The 24,371-nt window shown below is 57.1% G+C and carries 19 protein-coding genes; 5 read left to right on the top strand and 14 right to left on the bottom strand.

The genetic code is table 11. From position 1 onward, the window contains the following. The first annotated feature begins 15 nt into the window (after positions 1–15). Both F8N43_RS02580 and F8N43_RS02575 read left to right on the top strand, forming a co-directional pair. A complete protein-coding gene (locus F8N43_RS02580) occupies positions 16–2,403 on the top strand; it encodes a DUF3772 domain-containing protein (protein WP_150653147.1) in 2,388 nt (795 codons plus the stop codon). 377 nt (positions 2,404–2,780) lie between these two features. Further along, on the top strand, positions 2,781–4,205 hold the full coding sequence (locus F8N43_RS02575) for an undecaprenyl-phosphate glucose phosphotransferase (RefSeq protein ID WP_150632041.1): 1,425 nt from the start codon (positions 2,781–2,783) through the stop codon (positions 4,203–4,205). 32 nt (positions 4,206–4,237) lie between these two features. Here F8N43_RS02575 and F8N43_RS02570 read toward each other — a convergent pair whose 3' ends face one another. The 12 genes from F8N43_RS02570 to F8N43_RS02510 all read right to left on the bottom strand — a co-directional run bounded on the left by F8N43_RS02570 (position 4,238) and on the right by F8N43_RS02510 (position 16,689). Further along, positions 4,238–4,507 (bottom strand): hypothetical protein, encoded by a 270-nt coding sequence (locus F8N43_RS02570; RefSeq protein WP_224787817.1) that lies wholly within the window; start codon positions 4,505–4,507, stop codon positions 4,238–4,240. A 197-nt stretch (positions 4,508–4,704) separates the two neighbouring features. Next, positions 4,705–5,847 carry a hypothetical protein gene (locus F8N43_RS02565; RefSeq protein WP_191630100.1) on the bottom strand — a complete coding sequence of 381 codons (1,143 nt, stop codon included), beginning with the start codon at positions 5,845–5,847 and terminating at the stop codon, positions 4,705–4,707. Positions 5,848–6,222: 375 nt separating this feature from the next. Continuing rightward, positions 6,223–6,957, bottom strand: a complete 735-nt coding sequence (locus F8N43_RS02560; protein ID WP_150632040.1) for a WecB/TagA/CpsF family glycosyltransferase — start codon at positions 6,955–6,957, stop codon at positions 6,223–6,225. Continuing rightward, positions 6,957–8,144: a glycosyltransferase family 2 protein gene (locus tag F8N43_RS02555; RefSeq protein ID WP_150653146.1), complete on the bottom strand. Its 1,188-nt coding sequence runs from the start codon at positions 8,142–8,144 to the stop codon at positions 6,957–6,959. The genes F8N43_RS02560 and F8N43_RS02555 overlap by 1 nt, the downstream gene beginning before the upstream one ends. After that, the gene (locus F8N43_RS02550; RefSeq protein ID WP_150653145.1) at positions 8,141–9,343 is read right to left on the bottom strand and encodes a glycosyltransferase family 4 protein; all 1,203 of its coding nucleotides are present in this window, start codon (positions 9,341–9,343) and stop codon (positions 8,141–8,143) included. Before F8N43_RS02550 ends, F8N43_RS02555 begins: the two co-directional genes overlap by 4 nt. A gap of 12 nt (positions 9,344–9,355) precedes the next feature. Further along, the gene (locus F8N43_RS02545) at positions 9,356–10,345 is read right to left on the bottom strand and encodes a DUF535 family protein (protein ID WP_150632037.1); all 990 of its coding nucleotides are present in this window, start codon (positions 10,343–10,345) and stop codon (positions 9,356–9,358) included. 7 nt (positions 10,346–10,352) lie between these two features. Then, positions 10,353–11,330, bottom strand: a complete 978-nt coding sequence (locus tag F8N43_RS02540; RefSeq protein ID WP_150653144.1) for a glycosyltransferase family 2 protein — start codon at positions 11,328–11,330, stop codon at positions 10,353–10,355. A gap of 5 nt (positions 11,331–11,335) precedes the next feature. Next, the gene (locus tag F8N43_RS02535) at positions 11,336–11,887 is read right to left on the bottom strand and encodes a serine O-acetyltransferase (RefSeq protein ID WP_150653143.1); all 552 of its coding nucleotides are present in this window, start codon (positions 11,885–11,887) and stop codon (positions 11,336–11,338) included. Between the two features lie 8 nt (positions 11,888–11,895). Beyond that, positions 11,896–12,852 carry a glycosyltransferase family 2 protein gene (locus F8N43_RS02530; RefSeq protein WP_150653142.1) on the bottom strand — a complete coding sequence of 319 codons (957 nt, stop codon included), beginning with the start codon at positions 12,850–12,852 and terminating at the stop codon, positions 11,896–11,898. Further along, positions 12,849–13,460: an acyltransferase gene (locus F8N43_RS02525; RefSeq protein ID WP_150632033.1), complete on the bottom strand. Its 612-nt coding sequence runs from the start codon at positions 13,458–13,460 to the stop codon at positions 12,849–12,851. The genes F8N43_RS02530 and F8N43_RS02525 overlap by 4 nt, the downstream gene beginning before the upstream one ends. A gap of 75 nt (positions 13,461–13,535) precedes the next feature. Further along, positions 13,536–14,999, bottom strand: a complete 1,464-nt coding sequence (locus F8N43_RS02520) for an FAD-dependent oxidoreductase (protein WP_150653141.1) — start codon at positions 14,997–14,999, stop codon at positions 13,536–13,538. Positions 15,000–15,312: 313 nt separating this feature from the next. Then, positions 15,313–16,689 (bottom strand): oligosaccharide flippase family protein, encoded by a 1,377-nt coding sequence (locus F8N43_RS02510; RefSeq protein WP_150632030.1) that lies wholly within the window; start codon positions 16,687–16,689, stop codon positions 15,313–15,315. A gap of 95 nt (positions 16,690–16,784) precedes the next feature. On the opposite strand from F8N43_RS02510, the gene F8N43_RS02505 reads away from it, so the two are divergent. Genes F8N43_RS02505 through galE form a run of 3 tightly spaced genes read left to right on the top strand, consistent with a single transcriptional unit; the run spans position 16,785 to position 21,955 of the window. Next, positions 16,785–18,311, top strand: a complete 1,527-nt coding sequence (locus F8N43_RS02505; RefSeq protein WP_150632029.1) for an O-antigen ligase family protein — start codon at positions 16,785–16,787, stop codon at positions 18,309–18,311. Positions 18,312–18,316: 5 nt separating this feature from the next. Then, the gene (locus F8N43_RS02500) at positions 18,317–20,932 is read left to right on the top strand and encodes a cellulase family glycosylhydrolase (RefSeq protein ID WP_191630099.1); all 2,616 of its coding nucleotides are present in this window, start codon (positions 18,317–18,319) and stop codon (positions 20,930–20,932) included. 45 nt (positions 20,933–20,977) lie between these two features. Then, complete coding sequence (galE, locus tag F8N43_RS02495; protein WP_150632027.1) at positions 20,978–21,955, top strand: UDP-glucose 4-epimerase GalE; 978 nt, start codon at positions 20,978–20,980, stop codon at positions 21,953–21,955. 43 nt (positions 21,956–21,998) lie between these two features. Here the strand turns inward: galE and F8N43_RS02490 are convergent, their stop codons facing one another. Together F8N43_RS02490 and F8N43_RS02485 are read right to left on the bottom strand one after the other, a co-directional pair. Then, positions 21,999–22,730 carry a CpsD/CapB family tyrosine-protein kinase gene (locus tag F8N43_RS02490; RefSeq protein ID WP_224787809.1) on the bottom strand — a complete coding sequence of 244 codons (732 nt, stop codon included), beginning with the start codon at positions 22,728–22,730 and terminating at the stop codon, positions 21,999–22,001. Between the two features lie 68 nt (positions 22,731–22,798). Continuing rightward, positions 22,799–24,364, bottom strand: coding sequence for a GumC family protein (locus tag F8N43_RS02485; protein WP_150632025.1), 1,566 nt, complete (start codon positions 24,362–24,364; stop codon positions 22,799–22,801). Positions 24,365–24,371: the final 7 nt, after the last annotated feature.

Genomic DNA, 24,371 nt, shown 5'->3' with positions numbered 1-24,371 from the left:
GAGTCGGACACTCCTATGCGTCATGTACTGAAAGCCATGATTTTCGTCGCTTTCACGCTTTTCGGGGCGGGGCCCGGAATGCTGTCGGCAGCGGACCTTCCGGACGTATCAACCCCCAGGGCAGGAGCCGCGACCCTCACCGTTTCCCAGAGCGATCTCCAGGCGTTGCAACTTCGGCTGGACAGCCTCAAACAGCAGATCTCGCTGGTGGATAACTACAGCCAGCTGGAGGCTCCCCAGGACCTGGTCCAGATGTTCATGCTGGATGTCGATCGCCTCTCAACTTCACTGCTTCCCGTGCAGAGTCAACTGCGCTCGCAACTGGGCGTGCTGGGACCTGTCCCGCCCGATGGCGCCGCAGCCGAGCAGCCCGATATCACCGCGCAAAGGGTCGTGCTCACCGAGCAAAAAAACAAAGTCGACGCCACCCTGAAAACCCTCGCCGCACTGAAAGAGAGCGCCACCGACCTCATCACCCAGATTGCCGGCATCCGCCGTAACCTGCTGGAAAGCGAACTGACCCTGAGCACTCGAAGTATCCTGAACCCCGATTTCTGGTCACCGATCTTGAGCCCCTCAATGGATGATCGACTGCGTTTCAAAACGTTCTTCGATCAGGCGAGAGAGGTCGTCAAGGTGGCCTGGCAACCGGGCCAACGTCTCGACACCAGCGTACTGTTGCTGCTGGCCCTGGTCATCTGGACGCTGGGCCGCCGTGCCGCGGAACGCGGGTTGACCTGGCTTTGCATTCACCGGATGCCAGAAGGACGCCTGCGCCGCAGCTCCCTCGCGCTAGCGTCCGTATTGGCCACGGTGCTGACTGTCGGCCTGTCCCTGCAACTGCTGTTTTATGTCTTCACACGCCAGGCTCCGCTGACGCCGATGCTGGCGACGTTTTCCCAGGAATTCGAAAAAGTCGCCTACACCTGTGTGCTGATCACCGCGTTGAGCCGCGCCCTGTTGTCCACGAAACACCCGTCGTGGCGGCTGCCGGCGATTGCCGATCCGGTGGCGCTGTCACTCGAACCTTATCCGCGGATTCTGGCGGGCGTGCTACTGGTCATGGTGACGACAATCCAGATTACCAACGCAACCGGCATGAGCAGTGGCGTCGTGATCTCCGGTCGAGGGGTCATCGCCTTGGTGGTTTCGTTCATTCTGGTGGATTTATTGTTGCGCACCGGCAAAGTCCGAAGAGTGGTCGTGGCGTCTGGCGAAGCCCCTGAAGCCGGCAGGACGTTCGCGGGCGTGCTTTACACCATCGCCGGTCTGGCGATGGTGATTTGCCTGTTGGCCCTCTTGACCGGTTACGTGTCCCTGGCCAGGTTCATCACGTATGAACTGGTCTGGGGCTTTCTCATCCTGTCCGGTTTCTACCTGCTAATACAGTGTTTCAAGGATGCCTGCGAATACCTGTTTTCAATCAAAAGCCCTAGCGGCAAGGCACTTAAACAGGTGCTCGGCATTGAAGACCGGCGCCTGGAGCAGATTTCGATCGTACTGTCGGGAGTCGGTCGGGCGGGACTCTTGCTGTTGGCGCTGATCACCCTGCTCGTCGGGGGTGTCGGAACGACGCTCGGGCAATTGCTCACCAACGTCTTTACCATTCTCGGCGGCGCCGGGCTGCGCAAACTGAATATCATCCCCGGGCATTTGCTCAATGCCGCCCTGGCCTTGTTGATCGGCATTTACCTGATACGAACGCTGGGCCGCTGGCTGGACAAGGAGCTCCTGCCAAAAACCGAGATGGACCCGGGCATGCGCGCTTCGCTGACCACCCTGTTTGCCAATATCGGCTATGCGTTGGTGATCCTGATGGCGCTGTCATCGTTGGGCGTACAGTGGACCAACCTGGCCTGGATCGTCAGCGCACTGTCGGTGGGGATTGGCTTTGGCTTGCAGGAGATCGTCAAGAATTTCGTCTCCGGCCTGATCCTGCTGACCGAGCGTCCGGTGAAAGTCGGCGACCTGATCAGCATCAGCGGGGTCGAAGGCGACATCCGCCGGATCAACGTGCGGGCCACCGAAATCCAACTCAGTGACCGCTCGATTGTCATCGTGCCCAATTCGCAGCTGATCTCGCAGAACCTGCGCAACGTGACCCTGGGCGGTAGCGCCCAAGGGGTGGCGACACTCGAACTCACCTTCCCTCTGGACATCGACCCCGAACAGGTGAAAGACCTGCTCTACAACACCTACTGCGAGCACGAGACCATTCTCGACAAACCGGCACCGATGGTGCGATTCAGCAAACTGACCCCCGAGGGCATCACCCTGACTGTTACCGGCTACGTCGGCAGCCCGCGAATCGTCGGCGTGACCAAGAGCGACCTGCTGTTTGAAATCCTCAAGCGCCTGGGCGCTGCGGGTATCGAACTGGCAAAGCCGGCACCCGCGGTGTGAATCAGTGCGCGATGCACACTGGTTTCAGCTCCGCGTACGCTCGATCACCGCACGCCCGAACTCTCCCGACTGATGACAAGACGACCCTGCGGCAAATGCCGCGGGCGCATCTCACCTTGGCTTGCTCGGCACCGCGTGCCCGGCTGCATTTTTATTCATGGATATTGTCTGAAACCGTAGCTATTCAGTGAATGTTTGCACAGTGGTGCTAAAGTGACAGCACCCGTGTTCGTCTCACCAGATTTACACATTTGAGGGTAGAGACCTGTCACGAGTATGAACAGGCTTGTCGGTGATGCTGAGGCTCTCGAACGAGGGCTGTGTTGACCTGAATCTCGTCATCAGCGAGCGCAAGGGAAAGCAAATGAGGTCTAAATATGCTATTTGAGCCCAACAGTACCCGTTCCGTGCTCCAGCGAAGAAGCAGTACCAGTATTGTCATTCAGGCCGGTCTCGATTGCGTTGCGGTAACCGGCGTCGCGTGGTTTTTGATCAATTATCATATCGGCTTCATCTCGCAAGACTACGTAATAATGCTCCTGCTGCTGCTGGGCGCGTTGGCCGTCGTGTATGACCACTATGCCATTTACCGCAGCAATGTCGGGTTCACCGTCAAAGCCTTCAAGCTTTTGAAAGCATGGACTGCAACGTTTGGTTTTCTCGTTGCCATGGCCTTTCTCACCAAACAAAGCGAACAGTACTCGCGCTTACTGGTCGGGGAGCTGTTTGTTCTTGGCTATTTTGCCCAGTTGTTTTTGCACCTCGCCACACGGGAAATGCAGAAGAAGTTTCTTACCCATCCCACGCAACTGGAAAACTCGCTGATCATTGGCTCCGGCGAGTTGGCCAGCTACCTCCACAAGAAAATCAGTAACAACCCCTGGCTCGGCGAGCGCATTGTTGGCTGTGTGTTGATTGGCGCGGACGACGAGTGGGGAAAGGAAAGTCTGGAAGGCTCACCGCGCCTGTCGGTACTGGGCAATATCTCTGATCTTGATGAATTGGTTGTTAAACATGCCATTCGTACCGTCTATTTTGTGACCCCTGTGGGTGGCTCCGAAGTTATCCAGAAGGTTTACTTGAGTCTGTTCGATAAACACGTCCGGGTTAACTGGGTACCTGATATTTTCGCCTTGAAGTTGATCAACCACAGTGTTCGCGAGATTGCCGGTATTCCGGTGCTGACCCTGTCCGAAACTCCGCTGATGGGGATGCGACTGTTTCTGAAGAATCTTGAAGACAAGGTCGGGGCTTTTCTCATCCTGCTTTTTGCGGCGCCGGTGCTGGCGATTGTCGCCCTTGCGATAAAGATCGATAGCCCCGGCCCCGTGTTCTTCCGTCAGCAACGCATGGGGTGGAGTGGCGAAGTTTTCCGGATCTGGAAGTTCAGAAGCATGGTGGTCCATCAACCGTCGGACGGCACCGTCAAGCAGGCACAAAAGAATGATCCACGCGTGACCAGGGTGGGCGCCTTTATTCGCAAAACCAGCCTGGATGAGCTGCCGCAGTTGTTCAACGTGCTAATGGGTGAGATGTCGCTGGTGGGGCCTCGCCCGCACGCGATTCAACACGACGTACAGTACTCGCCCGATGTCTCGGGCTACTTTGCGCGCCACAACATTAAGCCGGGCATCACCGGCCTGGCTCAAGTACGTGGCCTTCGCGGCGAAACGAAAGATATAGAACAAATGATTCGCCGGGTTGACTCAGACATCGAGTACATCAACAACTGGTCGCTCTGGCTCGACTTCATCATTCTTTTACGAACGGTCTCTGCCTTCTCCGGCAAACAAGCCTATTAGTGCGCGATGAAACGGTAGGAGCGAGCTTGCTCCTACACTTCGCCGTACGATGACGGAAAGAGATCCAGCGTGCGCTCGACTTCATCGGGGTCGATGGTGAAACCGGCGCCCGGTGGTGTACCGACCACAAAACCAAAGTTCTGCCGGTCACGATCGGTCAGGTACTTGAAGAAGCAAACGACGGTGCTCGGGAGGATAAAACAGCGCCTCGGCCCACCCCGTACACGTGCCAGTTGATCGGGCAAGTAAAAAGCGGGCGGAGCCATCGCGATTTCGCCCGGGGCAATTTCCCAGGTTTTCACAGCCTGGCTCTGCAGGGACTGCGATGGCGTCCGAGTGACGCGCGTGTTGAAAAGGTGTTTATACGCCGCAAAGCTTCATTTCGATTGGTGACCACTTGTCAATGCATTAAATTGAGACATAGCCACCCCACCCAGACAAGGACAAACAGCAATAAGCGTTCTTGGTTAAAACCGACTGTTTAAACGCAGCAACTTGTTCAGGTGGAGACGACCGTTTCCAGGACAGGGGGTGACTTCAAATGAGCGTAACGGCTGCGCAAGGTGTCGAGAAGCACTTCTCCCGGAACCTTGGAACAATGGATATATATTCTGGAAAGACCACCAAATCCCATTTCGCGATATCGATTGGCAACTTCCTCATCACTCGGCCCATCCGGCAACCCGAGATGAAGTGTCAGGTTTTTCCCCTCCACAGCAAATAGCGGCGCCTCCCAGAGAAACTGCGCTGCGCCTGTCCGGGGTAGTTGAACAAACAAATAGCCGTGGTTACCCAGCGTATCGACGTCGCCGCCGCGTCTTCTTTTCCATTCCAGAAGTCCGTCGTCCGGGCGCGCCAGGCAAGTTCCAATGTCGTAATAGTCAAAACCATTTTCAATCGCCCACTCCAGCGCCATGAAGGTAGTAATGGAGTTAACTTCACGTAACTTCTTTGTGTCCGAAAACACTACATCAGGGTAACCGAAGCGTACGGTACTCCAATAACGCTTACCTGCCCGGGTGACTACGCAGCCAAGATGGCAGGCAACAACCTCGTCTTCCAGCAGCACCAGATCGAGTCGCCCGGCAACTTTTGCTACCCGATGAACTTCCTGTGCTTCAATTTGCGAGGCCGCCGAACCATGCCGGGCCGCGGCATAAGGTTGAAGCATTTCCCGATCCGCGATCTCGATCTCGTCATCGTTCAACGCTTGTTTCATGCGGTAACGCAGACGGTTCTTGCGCAGATTTCGGCGCAGCTCGGTGTTGTATCTCGCGGTGATCTCGTCGATTGACCTGCTCAGCGGCACGACAGCACTCAAGTACTGAGGCACATATAAGGCCCCCGGGGTCGGCATTTCACTGACCACCACTGTCCGGTCTGACTTGCCCAGCTTCAACTGACCATCCATCGCTTGAGATTGAACGCCCAGTAAAACCTTCACAAACTCTCGCTGTGTTTTCCTGCCCACATAAAGAATGTCGTAGAGGCTGTCTTCCCGCAGCTTGAACCTGACAATTTCCCAGCGCCAAAAACAGGCTCGCCCGAGAATATCCCGCAGCCAGGCGACCGCTTTCCTTAGCTCAAATCGCATTGAAGGCGTTAATAGGCGACGCATTAATTCTGCTATAGATTCTTTCATTTGGTTATTAGCACAATTCAAGGAAGGACCCTTTGAGTTTCAAATCAACAAACCAAAGACTTGAAATGAAAGCGCGACAACTGAGCACATTGTTCAAACTGGGCGGACATTACAATCTCGATACAATCCGTCATCCACTTTGAGCCTGTCACCTTCCTTCTTGCGAAAAATTCGCAACTCCCTCCCTGGAACTAAAGATTGTCCGACAACATTTTGTTGACGCCAACCTTAATGAAGCACACAACCTCAAGCACACCCGTCAAGTCGAAACTTCAACATGAGTAAAGGTGCAATGCCGAAGCTTTGCAAGATATTTCAGACGCTGTTTTTATGGCGCCGGAAAAGCTTAAGCGCTATATCAAAATACCCGCTGTGTCAGGCTTGCCTGAAGATCAAAGTACGTAATAGAAACAGTGGATTACCCATCACATAACGACGGAAGAGTCGCTTTGGCTCAGTGATGAGTCTGAACACCCACTCGCAACCGATACGACGCACCCATTGCGGAGCGCGAGTCACCTTGCCGCCAAGAAAGTCCAGGATCGCCCCGCCGCACACGACAAGACAGGGCACGCCACTGTCGGCCAGCCTGGCAGCAACGGCTTCTTGCTTGGGCATGCCCATCCCCAGCACAACCAGTTGTGGCTGAAACTCCCGAGCAAGATTGATGTAGGTATCCACTGGCGCGAAGCCATGGTGAGCAGAGACAACATTGACCGCAAATTGCGCTTCGCTGTGCCGCACGGCATGGGTTAGAAAAGGTTCTTCAGTCCCCCAGAAAGCCACACGCCGGCCCTTGTACGCGGCCAGCAGTTTGGGGATGAAATCGGTGCCATTCATATTCAGTCCCGGTTCCAGACCGAGGCGACGAAACAGGATGGCCAGGCCGGAGCCATCCCGCAGCAGCACGTCCGCCGAGAGCAGCGCGCTGTGGTAATCGGTATTGGCTGCCACCAGGTTCATGGCATGGGCATTGGCGAATCCGAGCACGGTCGTCGCGTCAGGTCTGGACAACGCCTCAATCAATCGTTGCTCATCATCAACGTCGCTGACCACCCTGAGTTTGCGGGTAATCGTTTGCCAGCGGTGTTGCCAGGACAAAGCGTGCATTAATTATCGTCCCTCTTCGACCGCACCCACTCAACCTGGCGCTTCAGAATAAAGCCAATGTACAGGGGGATTTTTTTCAATGCGTAGAACGGCGCGTACAACAAGGTCGAAAAAGCGATGATCCCCCGACCGAAGCGGCTCCACGCCAGCAGGACAGTCCCTCCCAACAGGGCCATCCCGAGCGAAGCGATCAATGCGGGCACCAATGCTCCGCCCAGCAAAAACACCAACCATGACAGGATAAAGGCTGCAGCCAGAACCAACGTCAGCAAGGCCAGCGGAGGCACCAGCAAATCCAGCGTCATCGCCAACAGGCCTCCGTTACGCCGGGTGATCGCTTCTACCATCAACTTTGGCGCATCACCCAGGATGACCCCCAGATGACCGTGTTCCCAACGCTTACGCTGGATACTCAAGCCTTCGTCACTGCGTGGAAAATAACTGGTGACCAGCGCATCGGGGCAAAACAACGGCGGCTTGCCGCTTCGGCAGAAATCCAGGCCCATCTTCAGGTCTTCAACGATATGGCCGCTGGCGAGATCGATCAAAGCCAGATCCTTCCAGACGAACGCCATTCCCGAGCCCATTAATGAACAAGGCAAACCAAGCCGTGCCCAGCCTTGCGGCCGCACCCGGTTTTTCACACACCAGGCGAACTCGGCAAGCTGCACTTTCAAACCGGAACCCGCTGGGGCATGCATCAGATACAGTGCCTGCACTGGCCGCCCCGAGTTGATGCAACACAGGGCGAGACGCTCGATCGAGCCTTCACTGGCCAGGGAGTCGGCATCGACAATGATCATGACGTCCGGCGCATCGCTGGCCAGATGACGCACCCCAAAGTCCAGCGCATACCCCTTGCCACGCTGCTGTTCATTGCGACGCTCCACCACCTCGGCACCGGCTGCGCGGGCCAGCACTGCGGTGTCGTCAGAACAGTTGTCCGCCACCACCAACAGGCGATCGCCTTCCAGTAGCTGCGGCCGAATGCTGTCCAGCGTCGCAACGATAAGCGAGGATTCGTTGTGCGCCGGCACCAGCACCGCCACCCGCGGCCGCGGTCCCGGTGTCGACGATCGAGACCGCGCAGGCAGACAGGCCAGCAGCACCTGGGCAGACAACACCCACACCGGCAGGACGATGAGCACCAGCAGTGCGCTGAACAACCAACCCAGTAACGTGATCATGCTTGCGCCTTGAATAAATCAGCCAGCCTGGCTGCTTCGGTATCGATATCGTGGCGTTCCACTACCCGCTGCCAGGCCGCTTCGCCCATCCGCTGCAACACCTCGACAGGTTGCGCGAGGCAGTCGGCCATCGCTGCAGCCAGCGCCTCCACTTCGCCGGCGGGAAACAGCCAGCCGTTCTCGCCCTGGCGCACGAGCTCGGGAATGCCCGCCACATAGGTCGTCAATACTGGCCGGCGCAACGCCATGGCTTCCATGATGACCACCGGCAGACCCTCGGCAAAGCTGGGCAGTACCAGCGCGCGCGCGGCAAGAATTTCCGTGCGCACCTGGTCGCTGCTGATCCAGCCAGTAATTCGTACCTTCGACTGCAAGCCATGCTGTGCAATCAGGGCTTCGATTTGCCCACGCATTTCCCCATCGCCAGCCAGTACGATTTCGAACTCCACGCCTTGCGCGGCCAACAGACGCGCGGCCTCCAGCAACAGCAACTGACCCTTTTGCTCACACAAGCGACCGACGCAAACCAGACGCGGCACGGCAGGCACCGCCACCGGCGTCACATCGTGAAAGCTCCGCTCCAGGCCGCAATGCACCACTTTTACTTTTGCCCAGTGCGAATGATCCACCCAGCGAAACAACTGGCTGCGGCCATAAGAACTGATGGCCGCGACAAACGCCGCGCGCCGTACTTTCTCGCCCAGATGAATGAACTGCGGTTTGTCGAACTCTTCCGGGCCGTGCACGGTAAAACTGTACGTTGGCCCGCCGAGTGCGTTGGCCAGCATCACCACCTCGGTGGAGTTAGTGCCGAAATGCGCATGCACATGCCTGGCGCCGAACGCCTGCAACCAAGTCAGCAGGCGACAGGCTTCGAGCAGATAAACCACGTGATACGGCCAGGCGCGATCAGCACGCCGGCCCATGCGTAACGCCAGCCACAGTGCCGAAAAGAAGCGGCGTGGCTGGGCGCGCAATACCTGCAGCGCGGGGCTCAACAGCCCCTTTATTCCATCCTGCAAGACATACCGGGTTTTATCGCGTTCAGACACGTCCTCGGCATCCACCAACTCGGCATCCCAGCCACGCAGCGCAATACGCTGCACCTCAAAACCCTGACGTTCCACCGCCAGGATCTCGCGACGAATGAAGCTATGGCTGACCTTGGGGTACTGATTGATGAAATAAGCAATGCGCATAGGAACCCAGGCTTAGTGGTCGTTGCGGAGGGTTATTGCTGCAGGTGACTCCACCGTCGTGCGCCGATCAGGAACGTCACTCCGCTTGCTGTAACTGGCGGACAACACGCTGTCTATCCTTCTGAACGTGTCATCCAGAAGCTCATAGCGTCGGCGGTACATCGCACGTTTTTTTGCAACAATACTGTCGAGCGGTTTTCTGGACGGTTCCATGGGAATCTCGAAAAAGTCCTCGCGCTGCGAAGGCGTCGCGCCGTGCTCCAACCAGATCACGTCGTAATTTGCCGCCAGATCCTGAGCCTTTTCAGTACCGAAATACGGGTGACGATGGTGGCGATACCCGTCCCCTACCGCATAGATTTTTTCGACACCCAGGTTGAGGGCAAGGTATTTGATGACTTCGATCAGAAAGCTTCTTGGCCGCAGACCTTCAAAATCTTTTGTCAGGTCCCTGTAGATGCTCAACGACAGATCACTCTCCACGCCTTTGTGTATCCCTTGAACGGCGCCGATAAAAATACATAACTCAGTGTCCGTGCGGCACAAGGTGAACGCGATGGAGGCGATGCGCAAATCACCCTGGAACAAATTCAGTACCAGTTCCCCTTCCCGCATGAACCACGTCGGACGATCCAGCACCAAGGAACAACCTGCGGAGTATTCCGACAAGTCACTCAACACCAGACTTTCGTTTCGCCCGAACAGCAATAATTGCGGGCAGCTTTTGGTGATCACTTCGTAATGCGAAGCCAGCACACCCAATCTGTCCTGAGCGCTCCAGTTTTTACTGATGTAGGGCCAATGAACCACACCGATACAATCGTCCCCCAATTTCTCGATACCGGATTTGCCCAGGGCGTTCGACATGCGCGCCAAAAACACATTGAGTCCCGACCAGTTCTGTCCAATCAAAACCAATAATTTAAGCTTGTTTTTCAAGGCTCTCAGCGAATAGCCCGCGTGCAAGGTAAACACGCTTTTCAATAGCAGCCAATTATTCATGGACGTCTCACTTGTATTCGATCAACGCGGTTTTGCCGGTGCCGAATCTGTTCAGAAGAAACTTGGCTTGTCCGAGCATTTCGGGAAATTTTCCCAGCACGAGGAATAAAGCCAGCAGCCAGTTTTCGCGCGTTGATCTACCGCCCCAGCGAGCCAGGCGCACGACTTGCAACGGGTAGACCAGCAGCAGAAGCAGCCCTGACCAGCCCAGCATCAACATCGCGATCACCGTCGCCAGCGGCACGCCCAAGCCCCAGAACCAGGCACGACGCGATTCCCGTAGCCAATGTTTCTCCGGTGCAGCCCCATGTAAAAAAGCACCTTCGGCAAAGGCATGGCCACCGCGCAATGTACGCCGCCACCACTGGCCGAAGCGGGTCATGGCCGCATCGTGCAAGGTCATTTCCTCAGCCAGACGCCAGACCTTCCATCCATTCGCCCGCAGGCGCACACACAATTCGGGTTCTTCCCCGGCGATCAGGTCCGCTCGAAACCCCGACGCTGCAGCGAAGGCATCCGCTCGCATCAACGCATCGCCACCACAGGCCTTGGCCTCACCTATCGGCGTGTCCCATTCGAGGTCGCACAACAAGTTGTAAATCGAGCGCTGCGGAAATCGTTCGCGGCGCCGTCCACAGACCACCGCCACGTCAGGCCGGGTATCGAGAAAGTCCTGTGCCCGGGACAACCAGCCGTCGACAACCTCGCAATCACCGTCGACAAATTGTACGTAACGCATCGCCGGCAGCAGACGTTGCAGACGGGAAAAGCCTTCATTGCGCGCGCGGGCCGCCGTAAACGGGATCGACATATCCAGCTCGACCACCTCGACCCCGCGCGCCCTTGCCATCTGCACCGAATCGTCCGTTGATCCAGAATCGACATAGACCACCTGCTCTGCCGCACCCGCCAGCGAAGCCAGGCAACGCTCAAGCCGCAAGCCCTCGTTGCGACCGATAACAACGACTCCCATGCCGATCGCCATGGGATTCACTTGGCGTCGCCGTCGGAATTGTCCAGGGAGGATGCTGTTGCTTCTGCCGACCGCCTGCTCTTGATAATGGCGGGCACGCCCACTGCCACCGAATCATCCGGTACATCGGTCAGCACCACGGCGTTGGCACCAATCACGACATTGTTACCAATGCGGATATTGCCCAGCACCTTGGCCCCGGTGCCGATATCAACGTTGTTGCCGATCACCGGGGCGATCGGCTCTTTCACATTCTTCAGGCCCACGACCACGCCGTTGCGGATCCGGCAATCATCGCCGAACTGCGCGTAGCCACTGATAATGATGCCGCCGAAATGATCGATGACAAAGTTGCGTCCGACCACGACTTCACAGGGCAGCTCGATGCCTGTGAGGACCTGCACCAGTTTGTAGAGCACCTTGTAGATAAAGGAGAGCAATTTACGCAGCAGTGCCGGGCGCACACCGTAGCGCCAGCGCCCAAAGCGATAAACCAGCATGACCCAGAATCCCTGAGCGCCCCAATCACCGCCATAAGCACGCAAGTCCGCACGTACATTCTCGAACATTGATTGACCTACCGTGTGGGTTGGGTTGCGAATTGGGTCTCGCGCAGCAGCGCCCAGGTGGCACGCGTATGCTGCCAGCACGCGTTGATGGCGGCTCGGCCACGACCTTTCAACAACGCCTTGAGCACCAGAATCAGATCACCCAGGCACACCAGAAACATATGCAAGGCCAGACCGGGCAGACCGTGGTGCTTGCGGAAATACAACAGCTCGCTTTCGATCTGCATCTTGGGTATCTGTCGACTGACCGCATTGAGCTCGACAACTGTCTTGGCACTCTCACCGCCGATATGCACCACCGTGGTGTCGGGGTAATACACCACTTTCCAGCCGGCCTGCTTGACGCGCTTGCAGTGATCGACCTCTTCGTAATAGAGGAAGTAACGCGGATCGAACAAGCCTATCTGGTCGATGACTTCACGGCGGATCAGGTAATAGCAACCAGGTACCCAGTCGCACTCGCGAACCGAGGCGTGATCCCAGTCCATGTCATCCACCCTCTTCACCACGGGAAAAAACCGTTCAAGCCCGGTGCGTGAGAGGAAGACATTCAGCGGCGTCGGAAAGTAGCGACACGAGGGTTGCAGATCGCCTTCCCGGCCAACCAGCCGAACGCCGAGGACACCGCAATCCGGATGAGCCTCCATGTAGTCGAGGGTTTTTTTCAGGGTGTCGGCGGCAACGAAGGCATCGGTATTGATGAGCAACGCGTACTTGCCCTGCAGGTGCTCAACCAACTGATTGTTGGCACGGCCAAAGCCCACGTTGTTTTCATTGACCAGCAACAATGCCTCAGGACAGACGCTTTCCAGGCGCTCCAGGGAGTTATCGGCAGAGGCATTGTCCACGACCAGATAGCGCGTCAGATCCGCACTGTTTGACTGGCGCAATGCATCAAACATGGGCTGCAACAGCTTCGCGGTGTTGTAGTTGACGACCAGTACATCAAGGGGAGCACGGGTCATTTTGGTGACTCGCCAAAAAAGTACTGCACTCGCCTTTCCATAAGCTCCGACTCCAGATGGGGATCATAGCTACCGGTGCGTTCTCTGATCAGGTCCATCCACGGATAGTCGTTGCAACGCGACTCGAATTTTTTCATCAGGTCTTCAACGGTACAAAAAACTCTCGCTGGATTGCCCCCGACCACGACACCCGGCGGGACGTCTTTCCTGACAACAGCACCTGCAGCGACAATTGAACCCGGACCTATGGTCACGCACGGCATGATGATCGCACCGTGCCCGACAAAACAGTTGTCACGAATGTCGACGGGGCCGACAGAATCAAGTTTTACGTTGTAGAGAGTGGAGAAGAAAACCGCTCCATCGTGACAGAACAGCGTGCAATCCGATAAAGCGATATTGTTGCCGAGGCGCACCAGCGAAGGGTCAGCAATATTGCACCCGACATTGATCCACACATTGCTGCCGACGGAATGCAGCGATCCCCAGCGCGCCAGATATCGAGCCCACTCGAACCCGTCAGGATTACAAAACCGTTTAAAGATCCAGCGTCCCCGCCCCGTTTTGTTGACGTAATAACTTACAGCACGCCTTGCCAGCCCTATCATCCTGTCAGCCTCACAAATCCTGCGATTTTCATCCGTGCCAGAGCCAGATACACCCCGGTTTTTTTGATTGTAGTATCAGGAATACTTGTCCGCCGGGCCCGCTTGATGATTAAGGTGATCTGCCAGCCTCAGGGCAAGCTGCAAAAGTGGCATGGTCGGATTACACGCACCGGCTGTAGCAAAAACACTGCTGCCCGCTATGTAAAGATTGTCGACGCCAAACACTTTGCAGTTCTCGTCGACCACGCCGGACTCAGGCGCCGAGGCCATCCGCGTAGTCCCCATATGATGAGCATGGGGCGCCACTTTCAATGGCACGGAGACGTCATACACGCACTCTTCCAGCTTGACGAAGCCCAGCCCCGTCTCGGCAAAACACTTCGCCACCTCCATCCCAATGCACTTGATGGTACGTCTGTCTTCGGGTACCACTTCCCAATTGATGCTGACCTTGCGCATCCCCAATGCATCCCGTTCATTGAGCAACGTGAGGCGACTATTTCGATTGGGAAATTGTTCGATAAGGGTGGTGATCACCCCATCCCCGGGGCAATTGAAGTGGGAAATGAAATCGAACTTGTGCGCAAACCCTGCATCGCAGGCGAGGGTCTCCAAAAAGTCCTTGATGGCTGCCGTTCGTCCGTAAGCTTTCACTTCCGCCAGCAGCGCAGCAGAGACATTCCCTTTACCTGACTGAAACTGCGCGACAAACGCATCGGTGGTGAAGTACTGCCGAGGCTCGGTACTTTGCCCTTCCCCCAGAATGAATGTACCCAGGTCGAGGTTCAGGTGTTCCATGAAACATCTGCCGGTGAAACCGTCCTTGCTGACAATGCCGGCGGATGCCAGGGACTCACTGTTCATCAGTTGCCGGGCATTCTCAATAGCGCCCGTCGCCAGAATAAATTGCTTTGCCTTCACTCGCTCCCGGTGCTTCTCGTAATCGGAAACAACGATGCAAGCTATCCGACCGGTCTTGTCATCGAACTCCAGATCGACACAGTTGCAATTGATGAAGACATCAAGCCCTTCGGTCTCTTGAAGATCCTTGGCGTACTTTTGTGCAAATCTCGTCGGTGGGCTCAGCAGGAAACGATCCGCGTCAAAGTCGTCGCCTTCCATGGACGCATTGATGGCCTTGAACCCCGAGTCCGCCGGAAGATCCACAATGGCCATGGCCGCTGGCAGATAACGCTCCATCTCGGAAAACGCTATGGGCCAACCGGGCAGATTGATGGGAGGGGGCACGTCAAAGTCTGACTTCTCGAAGGGTCGGCAACGCCCCGCCCAATGGTTGGATGTGCCGCCAAGAAAGCGCAGGCGGGTTTCTTCGGCGTAGACATTCATGCCTGTCGAAGTGCAGCTGTAGAGGGTTTGCGAGGGCTGCGAATACTCGCGCCCCCCACCCTCCAGAAGCAGCACGCGCCGACCATTCCCGGCCAGACGCAACGCCAGCGTGATGCCCGCCGGCCCGGCGCCGATGATGCAGAAGTCGTAGCCGTCACGCAGTTCTTTCTGCGATTGGTAATCTTTGATCATGTTCGCGTTTGCCGAAAATACTGGGCAGGCAACACCCAGCCGTTGATTACGACAAACCCGTTTTTCTCAGAGGAAGGCGGAGCAAGGAGCGAGGACAATCCAAATGTCACCCCTCCAAGACTCAATACCGCAAACGCCTGGAGGAATTCTCTGCGCCCCATCACAGAGGTATTCAAATCAAGTTCACTCACGATTCAAAGCCCCACGACATTAAGATTGCGTTTGTATTCTCAGCTACACATCAAACCCCATCACTCCCCCGAAGAGTGACGTCGCGCCAAGGCGTTGAACGCAACAAGTGACCACGTTCAAATCAAAACCATTCGGCAATGCCCAGCACCAACTCCCCGCACAACACCCCGACCAGCAACATTGGCAGCACAACAAGCTCACGCTTGAGATCGAACAGCCCCACACGACAGTTCACATAAACAATTAGCACAAGTGTAGGAAACGTATGCAGCGCGACCCCCCAAATTGCATATTTCACTCCGCCAATAGCCAACAGCACAGGCAGCAACACCCATAACGAGACGGCGCGGATGATGTTATCCATGGCCTGGTACTTCGTGAGCCCCAAGGCCAGCCAGGCTTGATGCGCCACGCCGTAGCGCAAGGTGAAGAAAGACAGTGAAAGCACGGCCATCATGCTGCCGGCCTCGGCATAACGCTCGTCGTATAGCCAGTGGATGATCAGTGGGCTGATGGTCCACAACAGTCCGGTGATAAACAGCAAGGCGATGTCGACAATCAGTCTGAAGCGGTCATACAAAGCGCGGAGCCGCACGGTGTCATTGCTTCTTGCCGCTTCGCCGAAGGCTGGCAACGCCACGGCGCCAACCAGCCTCTGCACACCGAGCGTAATCGCCCCCAGAATCAGCACGGCAATGGAGTAGACACCCAGTTCGGCGGCCGACATGCTGCCGCCGAACCAGATCCGATCGCCATTCATGGCCAGAACGCCCACTGCCGAAGACAGCAATATCCATCGGCCGAAGACGACCAGCTCCTGGAGCGCACTACGATCCCACAGCAGACGGTTAGGCGGGCCCGGAAACCAGAAATGCCCCAGAAGCAGGCTGACCAGAGCGGAGACCAGGCCCGCCCCTACCAGCGACCAGATAGACCGGGTGAAGTAACCGATCACCAGCATCACCAGCAGGCCGGCAATCTGGGACGCAAACTCGGCGAGCACGACTTTCTTTTGCTGGAATGAGCGAACGGCCACGTCGACTTTTGTCGACTGAAAACCGTAGATGATCGCGGACAAACCGGTAATGGCCAACACCAGCGGCAACTCGGGTGCACCATAGGTGGATTCGGGCGACCACAGTTGGATGGCCTGCGCAAACCAGGCGAAGCCTGCGATCAGAAGTGTCGTGGCAAACAGGATAAAACCGCGCACGATCTGCACGGTCCACACGGTGTTGAGAAATACCGGGTCGTCACCACGCGGGCTCTGGATGATGTTTTGGCGCAAGCCTACATCGGAAAGCAAATGGATGATCACCGAAACGGTGGTGGCGATGATCATGATGCCGAACATCTCCGGCATCAGCAGGCGAGCCATGATCAGGTTGCCACCCAGGCGCATGGCCTGAGACGTGACAAGTGCCCCGAGATTCCAGGCTCCGGCGAATATCGCTCGCTTGCGCAGGCTCAACGATGGCGATATATCAACTGAAGGCATAACATCAATCCCGGACGCTGTTGCACGAACGTTACTATAGCCGCAATCAGGCAATCCACTATGCTTCGCTCACCAATCAATAAGTGCATTCATTCATGCCTGAGCACATACGCGCGCTAATCGTCATTCTGGTCCTCGCCGGCACCGTTTTTACCCTTGCCCGTCGACCCGCAAAGGACCTGATTCCGTACAACGACTTCACACGGCGCCGCAATCTGTGGTTCGTTTTGACCCTGCTGGTTTTTTTCGCGCACAGTTTCTGGGTGTATGCCGCCGTTGCCGCTGTGGTGCTGACGATCGCACGAAAACGCGAGCGCAATCCCGTGGCGCTGTTCTTCATGCTGCTGTTTCTCGCCCCGCCGGCGTCGGCGCAGATTCCCGGCATGGGCGTCATCAACTATTTCTTTGATCTCAACCATATCCGGCTGCTGTCCCTGTGCGTCTTGCTTCCCGCGTTCTTCGCGCTGCGCAGGCGAGCAGACACGTTGCCTTTCGGACGCACCTGGCCTGACAAACTGCTGGCCGGCGGCCTGGTACTGACGAGCCTGCTGTTGCTGCGCGAAACCACGCCCACCGACACGTTGCGCCAAACGGCCTACATGTTCATCGAAGTTTTCCTGCCCTACTACGTTGCCAGCCGGGCCCTGAAAGACCTCAGCGACTTCAAGGACGCCCTGTTGGCCTTCGTCCTCGCCGCCATGGTGCTGTCCATTATCGGGCTCTTCGAATTTGCCCGCAGCTGGCTGCTCTACAGCGCGCTGACGGACGCCCTGGGCATGCAATGGGAAATGTCCGGCTACTTGAGCCGTGGTGGTTCATTGCGCGCCAGCGCCACCACTGGCCAGGCCATTGCGCTGGGGTTTGTCATCAGCGTAGCCCTCGGCCTCTACCTGTTTTTGCAAGAAGGCGTGCGCAGCAAATTTCAGCGCCGGCTTGGCGCTCTCCTGCTGGCTGGCGGACTGTTCGCGCCGCTGTCGCGCGGCCCCTGGATCGGCGCCGTCGTGATGATCACAGCGTTCATCGCCACGGGTCGCGGCGCTGCCAAAAAATTGATGTTGCTGGCGCTCGCCGCTGTACTCGCTCTTCCGTTGCTGGCCATCGTGCCGGGCGGGCAAAAAATCCTGGACCTGCTACCGTTCATCGGCACCCTCGAAGTTGAGAACATCACGTACCGGCAACGTTTGTTCGATAACGCAATGATCGTTATTCAGCGCAATCCCTTGTTTGGCGCTTTCGATTTCCGCAACACCCCGGAAATGCAATCCATGATTCAGGGCCAGGGCATCATCGATATCGTGAACACCTACATCAACGTGGCGCTGCAGGTCGGGTTGGTCGGGCTGACGCTGTTCGTGGCTTTTTTTGTCACTGTTCTGCTGGGTATCCGCAAGGCGATGCGTTCGTTCCCCGATAAGGATGATGAAAGGCGCCGGCTCGGACGCGCGCTCCTGGCGACACTGGCCGGGATCATGGTGACCATTGTGACGGTCAGCAGTATCACGTTCATCCCCATTGTGTATTGGTCGGTGGCCGGGCTGGGTGTTGCCTATGTCCAGATGGCTCGCAAGCTCAAACACACGTCGACCGCAGTCACTGCGAGTGCCCACCTCCAACTCCGGTAATGCCAATGACCACTTCATTTCGCCGCACTCCGATGCTGGTTCTGGCGCTCCTGTGCGTTGCCATTTGGCCGTTCAGGACCTGGGCCTCGGAGTGGGTCGCCAGCGTCGATGAACTCAGCGGTCTGCCAGTGCTGACGCGCGGCGGCAGCCCTGTCGCGGCCTCAAAATTCACCTTCTGGGGGAGTAATTGGGACTGGACGTCTTTCGGCACCCGGTTCAAGGTCGACGGCCCCTACAAATACACCCTGGAAGGCCAGAACAAGGACCTGGACTTCGACCTGGCGACGCAGATCCAGAAAGAAAACGAGCAGACGCTGACCTGGGACTTTGACCTGGAAGCACACAGCGTGAAGTCGGGCGTGATGGGTGGGGGTATCGTCTTCAATTTCGACCCGGCCCTTTTCGCCGGTGAAATGGGCAAGCCGGATTTGCTGCCCGGCAACCGCGGCTGGTCGTGGGGCAATGCACAAGGTCGACGCATCGAGATGCGTTTCGAGCCGGCACTGGCAAGTGTTTACTTTGAACCCGGCAATCCATCCGAGGTGCGTGCATTCTTCTACAAAAACACGATCAAGCCCGGCCGCCAACACGTCAAAGCTACCCTGAGCATTTCTGGCGACGTCGTTCTCGGCCCTACCACGACAGAGCGTTTTGGCCTGGCTGACCCGAAGACCTGGCCAGATGACAAGGTCGACATCAAAACCTCTCCCGTCGATCTGTCCTTCCTCAACGCGGATGAAAAACCTGCGGGCAAACGCGGCTTCGTCAAAGCGTCCGGCGAACAACTGCTGTTCGCGGACAACACTCCGGCGCGTTTCTGGGGCACCAACATCACCTCCTATGCGCTGTTTCGCACCTCTGACGAAGGGATAAAGCAGCAAGCCAAACGCCTGTCGGCACTGGGTTTCAACCTCGTGCGACTGCACCACCATGACTCGCCTTGGGTCAGCCCCAATATCTTTGGTGACCGCGACCTCACGCACGACACTCAGCAACTCAGCGCAGAATCGCTGAAAAAAATCGACTGGTGGATCAAGTGCCTGAAGGATGAAGGCATTTATGTCTGGCTCGATATGCACGTCGAGCGAGCCCTTATGGCCAGGGACAACATTTTCGGCTTCGATGAGCTGCCAAAAGACCAGCAGAACAACGCCAGCCTCAAGGGCTTCGCGTATGTAAACATCACCATTCAGCAGGCAATGAAACGCTTCGCCGAAGCCTACGTGACCCATGTAAATCCCTTTACCGGCCTCGCCTATAAAGATGATCCGGCAATCGCCGCCGTGCTGATCACCAACGAAAATGACGTCACTCAACACTTCGGCAACGCCCTGTTGCGAGACAAGGGAGTCCCCAGGCACTGGGAGCTCTACAAGCGTCGGGCCGATGCCTTTGCCAGCCAGCACAATCTCTCGGCAGGGCTCACCTGGCGTTCGTGGGAGCACGGCCCCGCCAAGCTGTTCCTTAACGACCTGGAACAGAGTTTCAACGTAGAGATGATTCAGCATCTGCGCGAATCAGGCGTGAAGGTGCCCATTGTCACCACCAGCAGTTGGGGAGGCGATGGCCTGAGTTCCTTGCCGGCCCTGACTGCGGGCGACGTCATCGACGTTCACAGCTATGGCGGCGCGGGCCAACTGGAGAAAAACCCGCTCACCAGTGCCGGCATTGTCGACTGGATCGCCGCCGGCCAAGTGACAGGCAAACCCCTGACCGTCACCGAGTGGAACAACGAACCGTTCCCGACACCCGACCGCCACTCGTTGCCCCTCTATGTCGCCGGCACCGCGAGCCACCAGGGCTGGGACGCGCTGATGCAATATGCCTACAGCCAGCAGCCGCTCGACGGTGGCTGGGTAACGGCTGACAACTGGCACGCCTATAACGATCCCGCCATGCTGGCCACCCTGCCCGCCGCCGCCCTGCTCTATCGTCGCGCCGACGTCAGCGAAGCCAACACGACGTACGTCTTTGCGCCGACGCCCGACACCCTGTTCAACAAGCCCGTCTCACCGGCCAACTCGGTTCTGCTGCGTACCGCCATGGAGAAAGGCAAGCTGCAAATCGCCATGCCAAAAACGCCGGAACTACCCTGGTTGCAACCGGGCGTTATCCCGAGCAATGCGCAGGTGTTTCATGACCCTGACCAGTCGTTGCTGGACGCCAATGCCAGCGAGTCCACGACCGACACGGGTGAACTCAAGCGCAACTGGAAACAAGGCATCTACACCATTAATACGCCGCGCACCCAGGCCATTACGGGCTGGATCGGTGGCGACTCGATCAGCCTCGGCAACATCCAGGTCCACGTGAAGACCGCCAATGCCAGCGTGGTGGTGCAAAGCCTGGACGCCGCGCCTGTCGGTCGATCGCAGAATCTGCTGATTTCTCTGGGCACTCGCGCCATCCCCAAAGACGATGACAAAACACCTTTTTATGTCGAGCCGCTTGAAGGCACGCTCAGCATTCAGGGACCGCCAGGCCTGACGCTGTACACACAAGGCACGTCGGCACAAATGAAGAAATTGCCCGCGACTTACCTTGATGGGCGCTACACGATCACGTTCGACGGCGTGCAGGCTTTCAATTGGTTGTTTTTGAAAAAAAGCGCGGCGCACTGACGGTACAATCTGCGTATGCACAGCAACAGTTTCCAGGAGGACAGGATGAATTTTTTGGTGGTCGGCGGCGCAGGTTACATCGGCTCGCACATGGTCAAGCATCTATTGCGCGCAGGCCACGAGCTGGTGGTGGCCGACAATTTTTCCACGGGGTATCGCGACGCCTTGACGGGCGGAACGCTGGTTGAGCTGGACATCGCCGATGCGCAGGCCCTGGACGCCTTGTTTGCCGCACACCACTTCGATGCCGTGTTCCACTTCGCCTCGTTCATACAGGTCGGCGAATCCGTCACTGAACCGGCCAAGTACTACCAGAACAACCTCGCCGCCACGCTGACGCTGCTACAAGCCATGGTTCGCGCGAACGTCAAGCAGTTCATCTTCTCCTCGACTGCCGCCGTCTATGGCGACCCGGTGTACGTGCCCATCGACGAAGAACACCCCAAGGCGGCGATCAACCCGTATGGTCGCAGCAAGTGGATGGTGGAACAGATGCTTGAGGATTTCGACCGCGCCTACGGTCTCAAATCGGTCTGCCTGCGCTACTTCAACGCCGCCGGCGCCGACCCTGAAGGACAGCTGGGTGAACGCCATGAACCGGAAACCCACCTGCTGCCACTGATCCTGCAAGCGGCCTCCGGTCGACGCGCGTCCATCACCGTTTATGGTCGCGATTACGACACGCCGGATGGCACGTGCATTCGCGACTATGTCCACGTTGCCGATCTGACGGCCGCTCACGCACTGGCCGTGGATTACCTGTTGGCCGGCGGTGCAAGCACGGCGTTCAACCTCGGTAACGGCCAAGGGTTCTCGGTACAGGAAGTCATAGACACCGCGCGCCGCGTGACCGGTCAGGACATCTCCGTCAGCGATGCGCCGCGCCGTGCGGGTGATCCACCACGACTCGTGGCAGACCCCCAACGTGCCTGTACGCTACTTGGCTGGCAGCCACAATTTGCTTCACTGGAACAGATCGTGACGCACGCCTGGAGCTGGGAAAAGAAGCATCCCTGGCACTGAAGTCGGCGCTCGCCAATAGCGCCGACCGTGTGAGGGTAATGGACTAGTAGTACGAGCGGTTTTGCGGCTCGGCTTTGTTCAGCACGGTGCCAATCAGATTGGCGGTCCCCAGATGGTGAAGGCTTTCCTCGATTTCTTTCCTGCTGTTCATGCCATTGGCAACCACGAGCAGGACGCAGTCGAACTTGGGCAGGACGGTAATGACATCGTCCGAACTCAAGATGGGCGGCAAATCGAAAATCACGACTCGTGAGTTGTAGCGTTCGCGTAAATCACCGATCAAGTGGCTCACCTTGGGCGATGACAGCACCTCGGTGGAGAGAGGAATCGGCTTACGGGTCGGCAGGACTACAAAGCGCGGCAAGGTCGGGTTAACCAGAACCTCTTGCAGTTCCGCTTCATCGGCCAGGTATTCATTAAGCGATTTCTCCATCGACAGCCCCAGGCAGGTACCCACCGTCGGACGGCGCAAGTCGAAATCCACCAGCAATGCCGTCTTGGTGGTGTGATGAGCGATGCTCATTGCCAGGTTGATCGCCAATACCGTCTTGCCGGCCTCCGGTGTCGGCGAGGTGATAGCGAGCGTGCGCCAGCCATTTTCTTCCATGACTTTCAGCACTTGCGTACGCAGCAGATCGAACGCCCCGCCCATATGTGAATTCTTGTTGTACGCCACAATGCGATTGCGCTCGAGGTGATCCGGCCGCAAAGGGACAACTTTGGTTTGCACATAACTGAGCGCATTCAGACCTGTAGATTGCGCAGTGGGTGTCATGGCTTTTGACGAGTTCTTGGGCTCGGTGTTTTCGGTATCGGGCTTGATAATTTCCATATCTATATTCCTTATGCAAACCGGCCCAGCGTTTTATACGCCAGCTGATCCAGAGGCATGTAGAGCAAGTGCACGAGCACCAGAAGGATCGCGAACAACACGACTCCACACAGGATCAGGCGCGTTCGCCATTTTTTGCGGCGCTCCAGTTCGGCCATGGTGTGAATGTAGGGAATGGAAACCAGTACGCGTCTGCCGAGCACACTGGCCAGGGCTTCAGCACCGCGTACGCGCGAACTCATCATCTCGAGCAGCATCACCAGCGCGCCAGCGCCCACCGGGGCAAGCACAAAGCCCATCGCGACCACTTTCTTGCGGTTCGGCCGAACCGGCTTTTCAGGCATCAGCGGCGACTCCAGGAGAACAAAGCGTTCCGCCTTGTTTTCCTGTTCCAGGCTTTCGGAAATTCTCGCGTTCATCTCTTTGGCGCGCATCTCCTCATATTTCTTTTTCGCGTTGTCATGGTCGCGCATCAGTGTGATCAGGCCGCGCTCGACTTGAGGCATTTCAATAATCCGCGCCTGGTATTCGGATATTTTCTGGACCGTCTGCTGCTTCTGATCGGCCAGTGACTTGATACGTACCTCGGTGGCGGCGATCCGCGCCTGAGCCTTGGCTACATCCATATTGACGGGCACTGCCGCACTACCGGCCACCGCCTTGTTCGCCTCAAGTGCCGCAATCTTGCGTTTCACGGCACGCACATCGGGGTGGGCGTCGGTATACAGCGTCTGCAAACGGGCATACTCCACCTTGAGACTGCCCAGGTCCTGCGGCTTGTCAGCCGCTGCACCCGTTGCTCCTGGCTTGGTCGCTACGCCGGTGTTGGCGGCAACAAGCTCCAACTCGTTGAAGCGCAATTCCTCACGGGCAGCCTTGTAGTCACGGTCGACTTCTTTGAGGTCGCTTTCGGCGCGCGTCAACATGTTCGTGAGCAACTCCCGATTCTCGGGCAGCGCGTCGCTGAACTTCTCCTTGAATTCAGCCACGCGACTGTCCTGGGCATTCAGGGCAACCTCGAGCTTGTCTGCCTCCTGCTTTGCGAACTCTGTGTTCTCATTGGCGCGCTCGGTGCGCTGCCTGATGTTTTCATTCAGGAACAGCGTCACCAGTTCGTTGGCCACCTGGGTGGCAATCTCTGGCCGGCGGTGCTCAAAGGAAAGGCGAAACGCAATCGTCACTTCCCCGCGCCCCTTGATCGCGGCGCTGACCAGAGTGACGCCAATCGCATTGCGCATTTCATCGATTTTCTCGGAAACGCTCAAGTTCCGGCCTTGAGAAGAGAACAAATTGTATTTATCGATGATCGCTGTCAGATTTTCCCGGGTCATCACGCGCTGGCGAATGACTTCGATGCGCTCATCGGCAAAGGTGCTGTTGTTCGCCGCGACCAGCTCAGGCGAGATCTGTTGCGACTCGATCAGAATCGTGCCGGAGGACTCAAAGGTGGGCGGGAGTGACATCGCGACCGCGATGCTCACGCCGAATATCACCACGCAACTGACGATCAACAGCACAGCGTGGTGCTTGATGATTGCAATGTAGTCGTTGACCGACATTTCATATTCAGTAGTCATAGATCAT

The sequence above is a fragment of the Pseudomonas fluorescens genome, assembly GCF_902498065.1.
In the GTDB taxonomy this organism is placed as follows: domain Bacteria; phylum Pseudomonadota; class Gammaproteobacteria; order Pseudomonadales; family Pseudomonadaceae; genus Aquipseudomonas; species Aquipseudomonas fluorescens_BJ.
The sequence above is the reverse complement of the archived record's forward strand: the minus strand, read 5'-3'. Positions and strand labels throughout refer to the sequence as shown.

Coding starts and splice junctions, on each gene's coding strand:
- F8N43_RS02525 (WP_150632033.1), bottom strand. CDS start 13,460: ATGATAGGGCTGGCAAGGCGTGCTGTAAGTTATTACGTCAACAAAACG.
- F8N43_RS02530 (WP_150653142.1), bottom strand. CDS start 12,852: ATGACCCGTGCTCCCCTTGATGTACTGGTCGTCAACTACAACACCGCG.
- F8N43_RS02580 (WP_150653147.1), top strand. CDS start 16: ATGCGTCATGTACTGAAAGCCATGATTTTCGTCGCTTTCACGCTTTTC.
- F8N43_RS02555 (WP_150653146.1), bottom strand. CDS start 8,144: ATGATCACGTTACTGGGTTGGTTGTTCAGCGCACTGCTGGTGCTCATC.
- F8N43_RS02500 (WP_191630099.1), top strand. CDS start 18,317: ATGACCACTTCATTTCGCCGCACTCCGATGCTGGTTCTGGCGCTCCTG.
- F8N43_RS02485 (WP_150632025.1), bottom strand. CDS start 24,364: ATGACTACTGAATATGAAATGTCGGTCAACGACTACATTGCAATCATC.
- F8N43_RS02510 (WP_150632030.1), bottom strand. CDS start 16,689: ATGCCTTCAGTTGATATATCGCCATCGTTGAGCCTGCGCAAGCGAGCG.
- F8N43_RS02545 (WP_150632037.1), bottom strand. CDS start 10,345: ATGAATAATTGGCTGCTATTGAAAAGCGTGTTTACCTTGCACGCGGGC.
- F8N43_RS02575 (WP_150632041.1), top strand. CDS start 2,781: ATGCTATTTGAGCCCAACAGTACCCGTTCCGTGCTCCAGCGAAGAAGC.
- F8N43_RS02550 (WP_150653145.1), bottom strand. CDS start 9,343: ATGCGCATTGCTTATTTCATCAATCAGTACCCCAAGGTCAGCCATAGC.
- F8N43_RS02560 (WP_150632040.1), bottom strand. CDS start 6,957: ATGCACGCTTTGTCCTGGCAACACCGCTGGCAAACGATTACCCGCAAA.
- galE (WP_150632027.1), top strand. CDS start 20,978: ATGAATTTTTTGGTGGTCGGCGGCGCAGGTTACATCGGCTCGCACATG.
- F8N43_RS02520 (WP_150653141.1), bottom strand. CDS start 14,999: ATGATCAAAGATTACCAATCGCAGAAAGAACTGCGTGACGGCTACGAC.
- F8N43_RS02505 (WP_150632029.1), top strand. CDS start 16,785: ATGCCTGAGCACATACGCGCGCTAATCGTCATTCTGGTCCTCGCCGGC.
- F8N43_RS02540 (WP_150653144.1), bottom strand. CDS start 11,330: ATGGCGATCGGCATGGGAGTCGTTGTTATCGGTCGCAACGAGGGCTTG.
- F8N43_RS02565 (WP_191630100.1), bottom strand. CDS start 5,847: ATGAAAGAATCTATAGCAGAATTAATGCGTCGCCTATTAACGCCTTCA.
- F8N43_RS02535 (WP_150653143.1), bottom strand. CDS start 11,887: ATGTTCGAGAATGTACGTGCGGACTTGCGTGCTTATGGCGGTGATTGG.
- F8N43_RS02490 (WP_224787809.1), bottom strand. CDS start 22,730: ATGACACCCACTGCGCAATCTACAGGTCTGAATGCGCTCAGTTATGTG.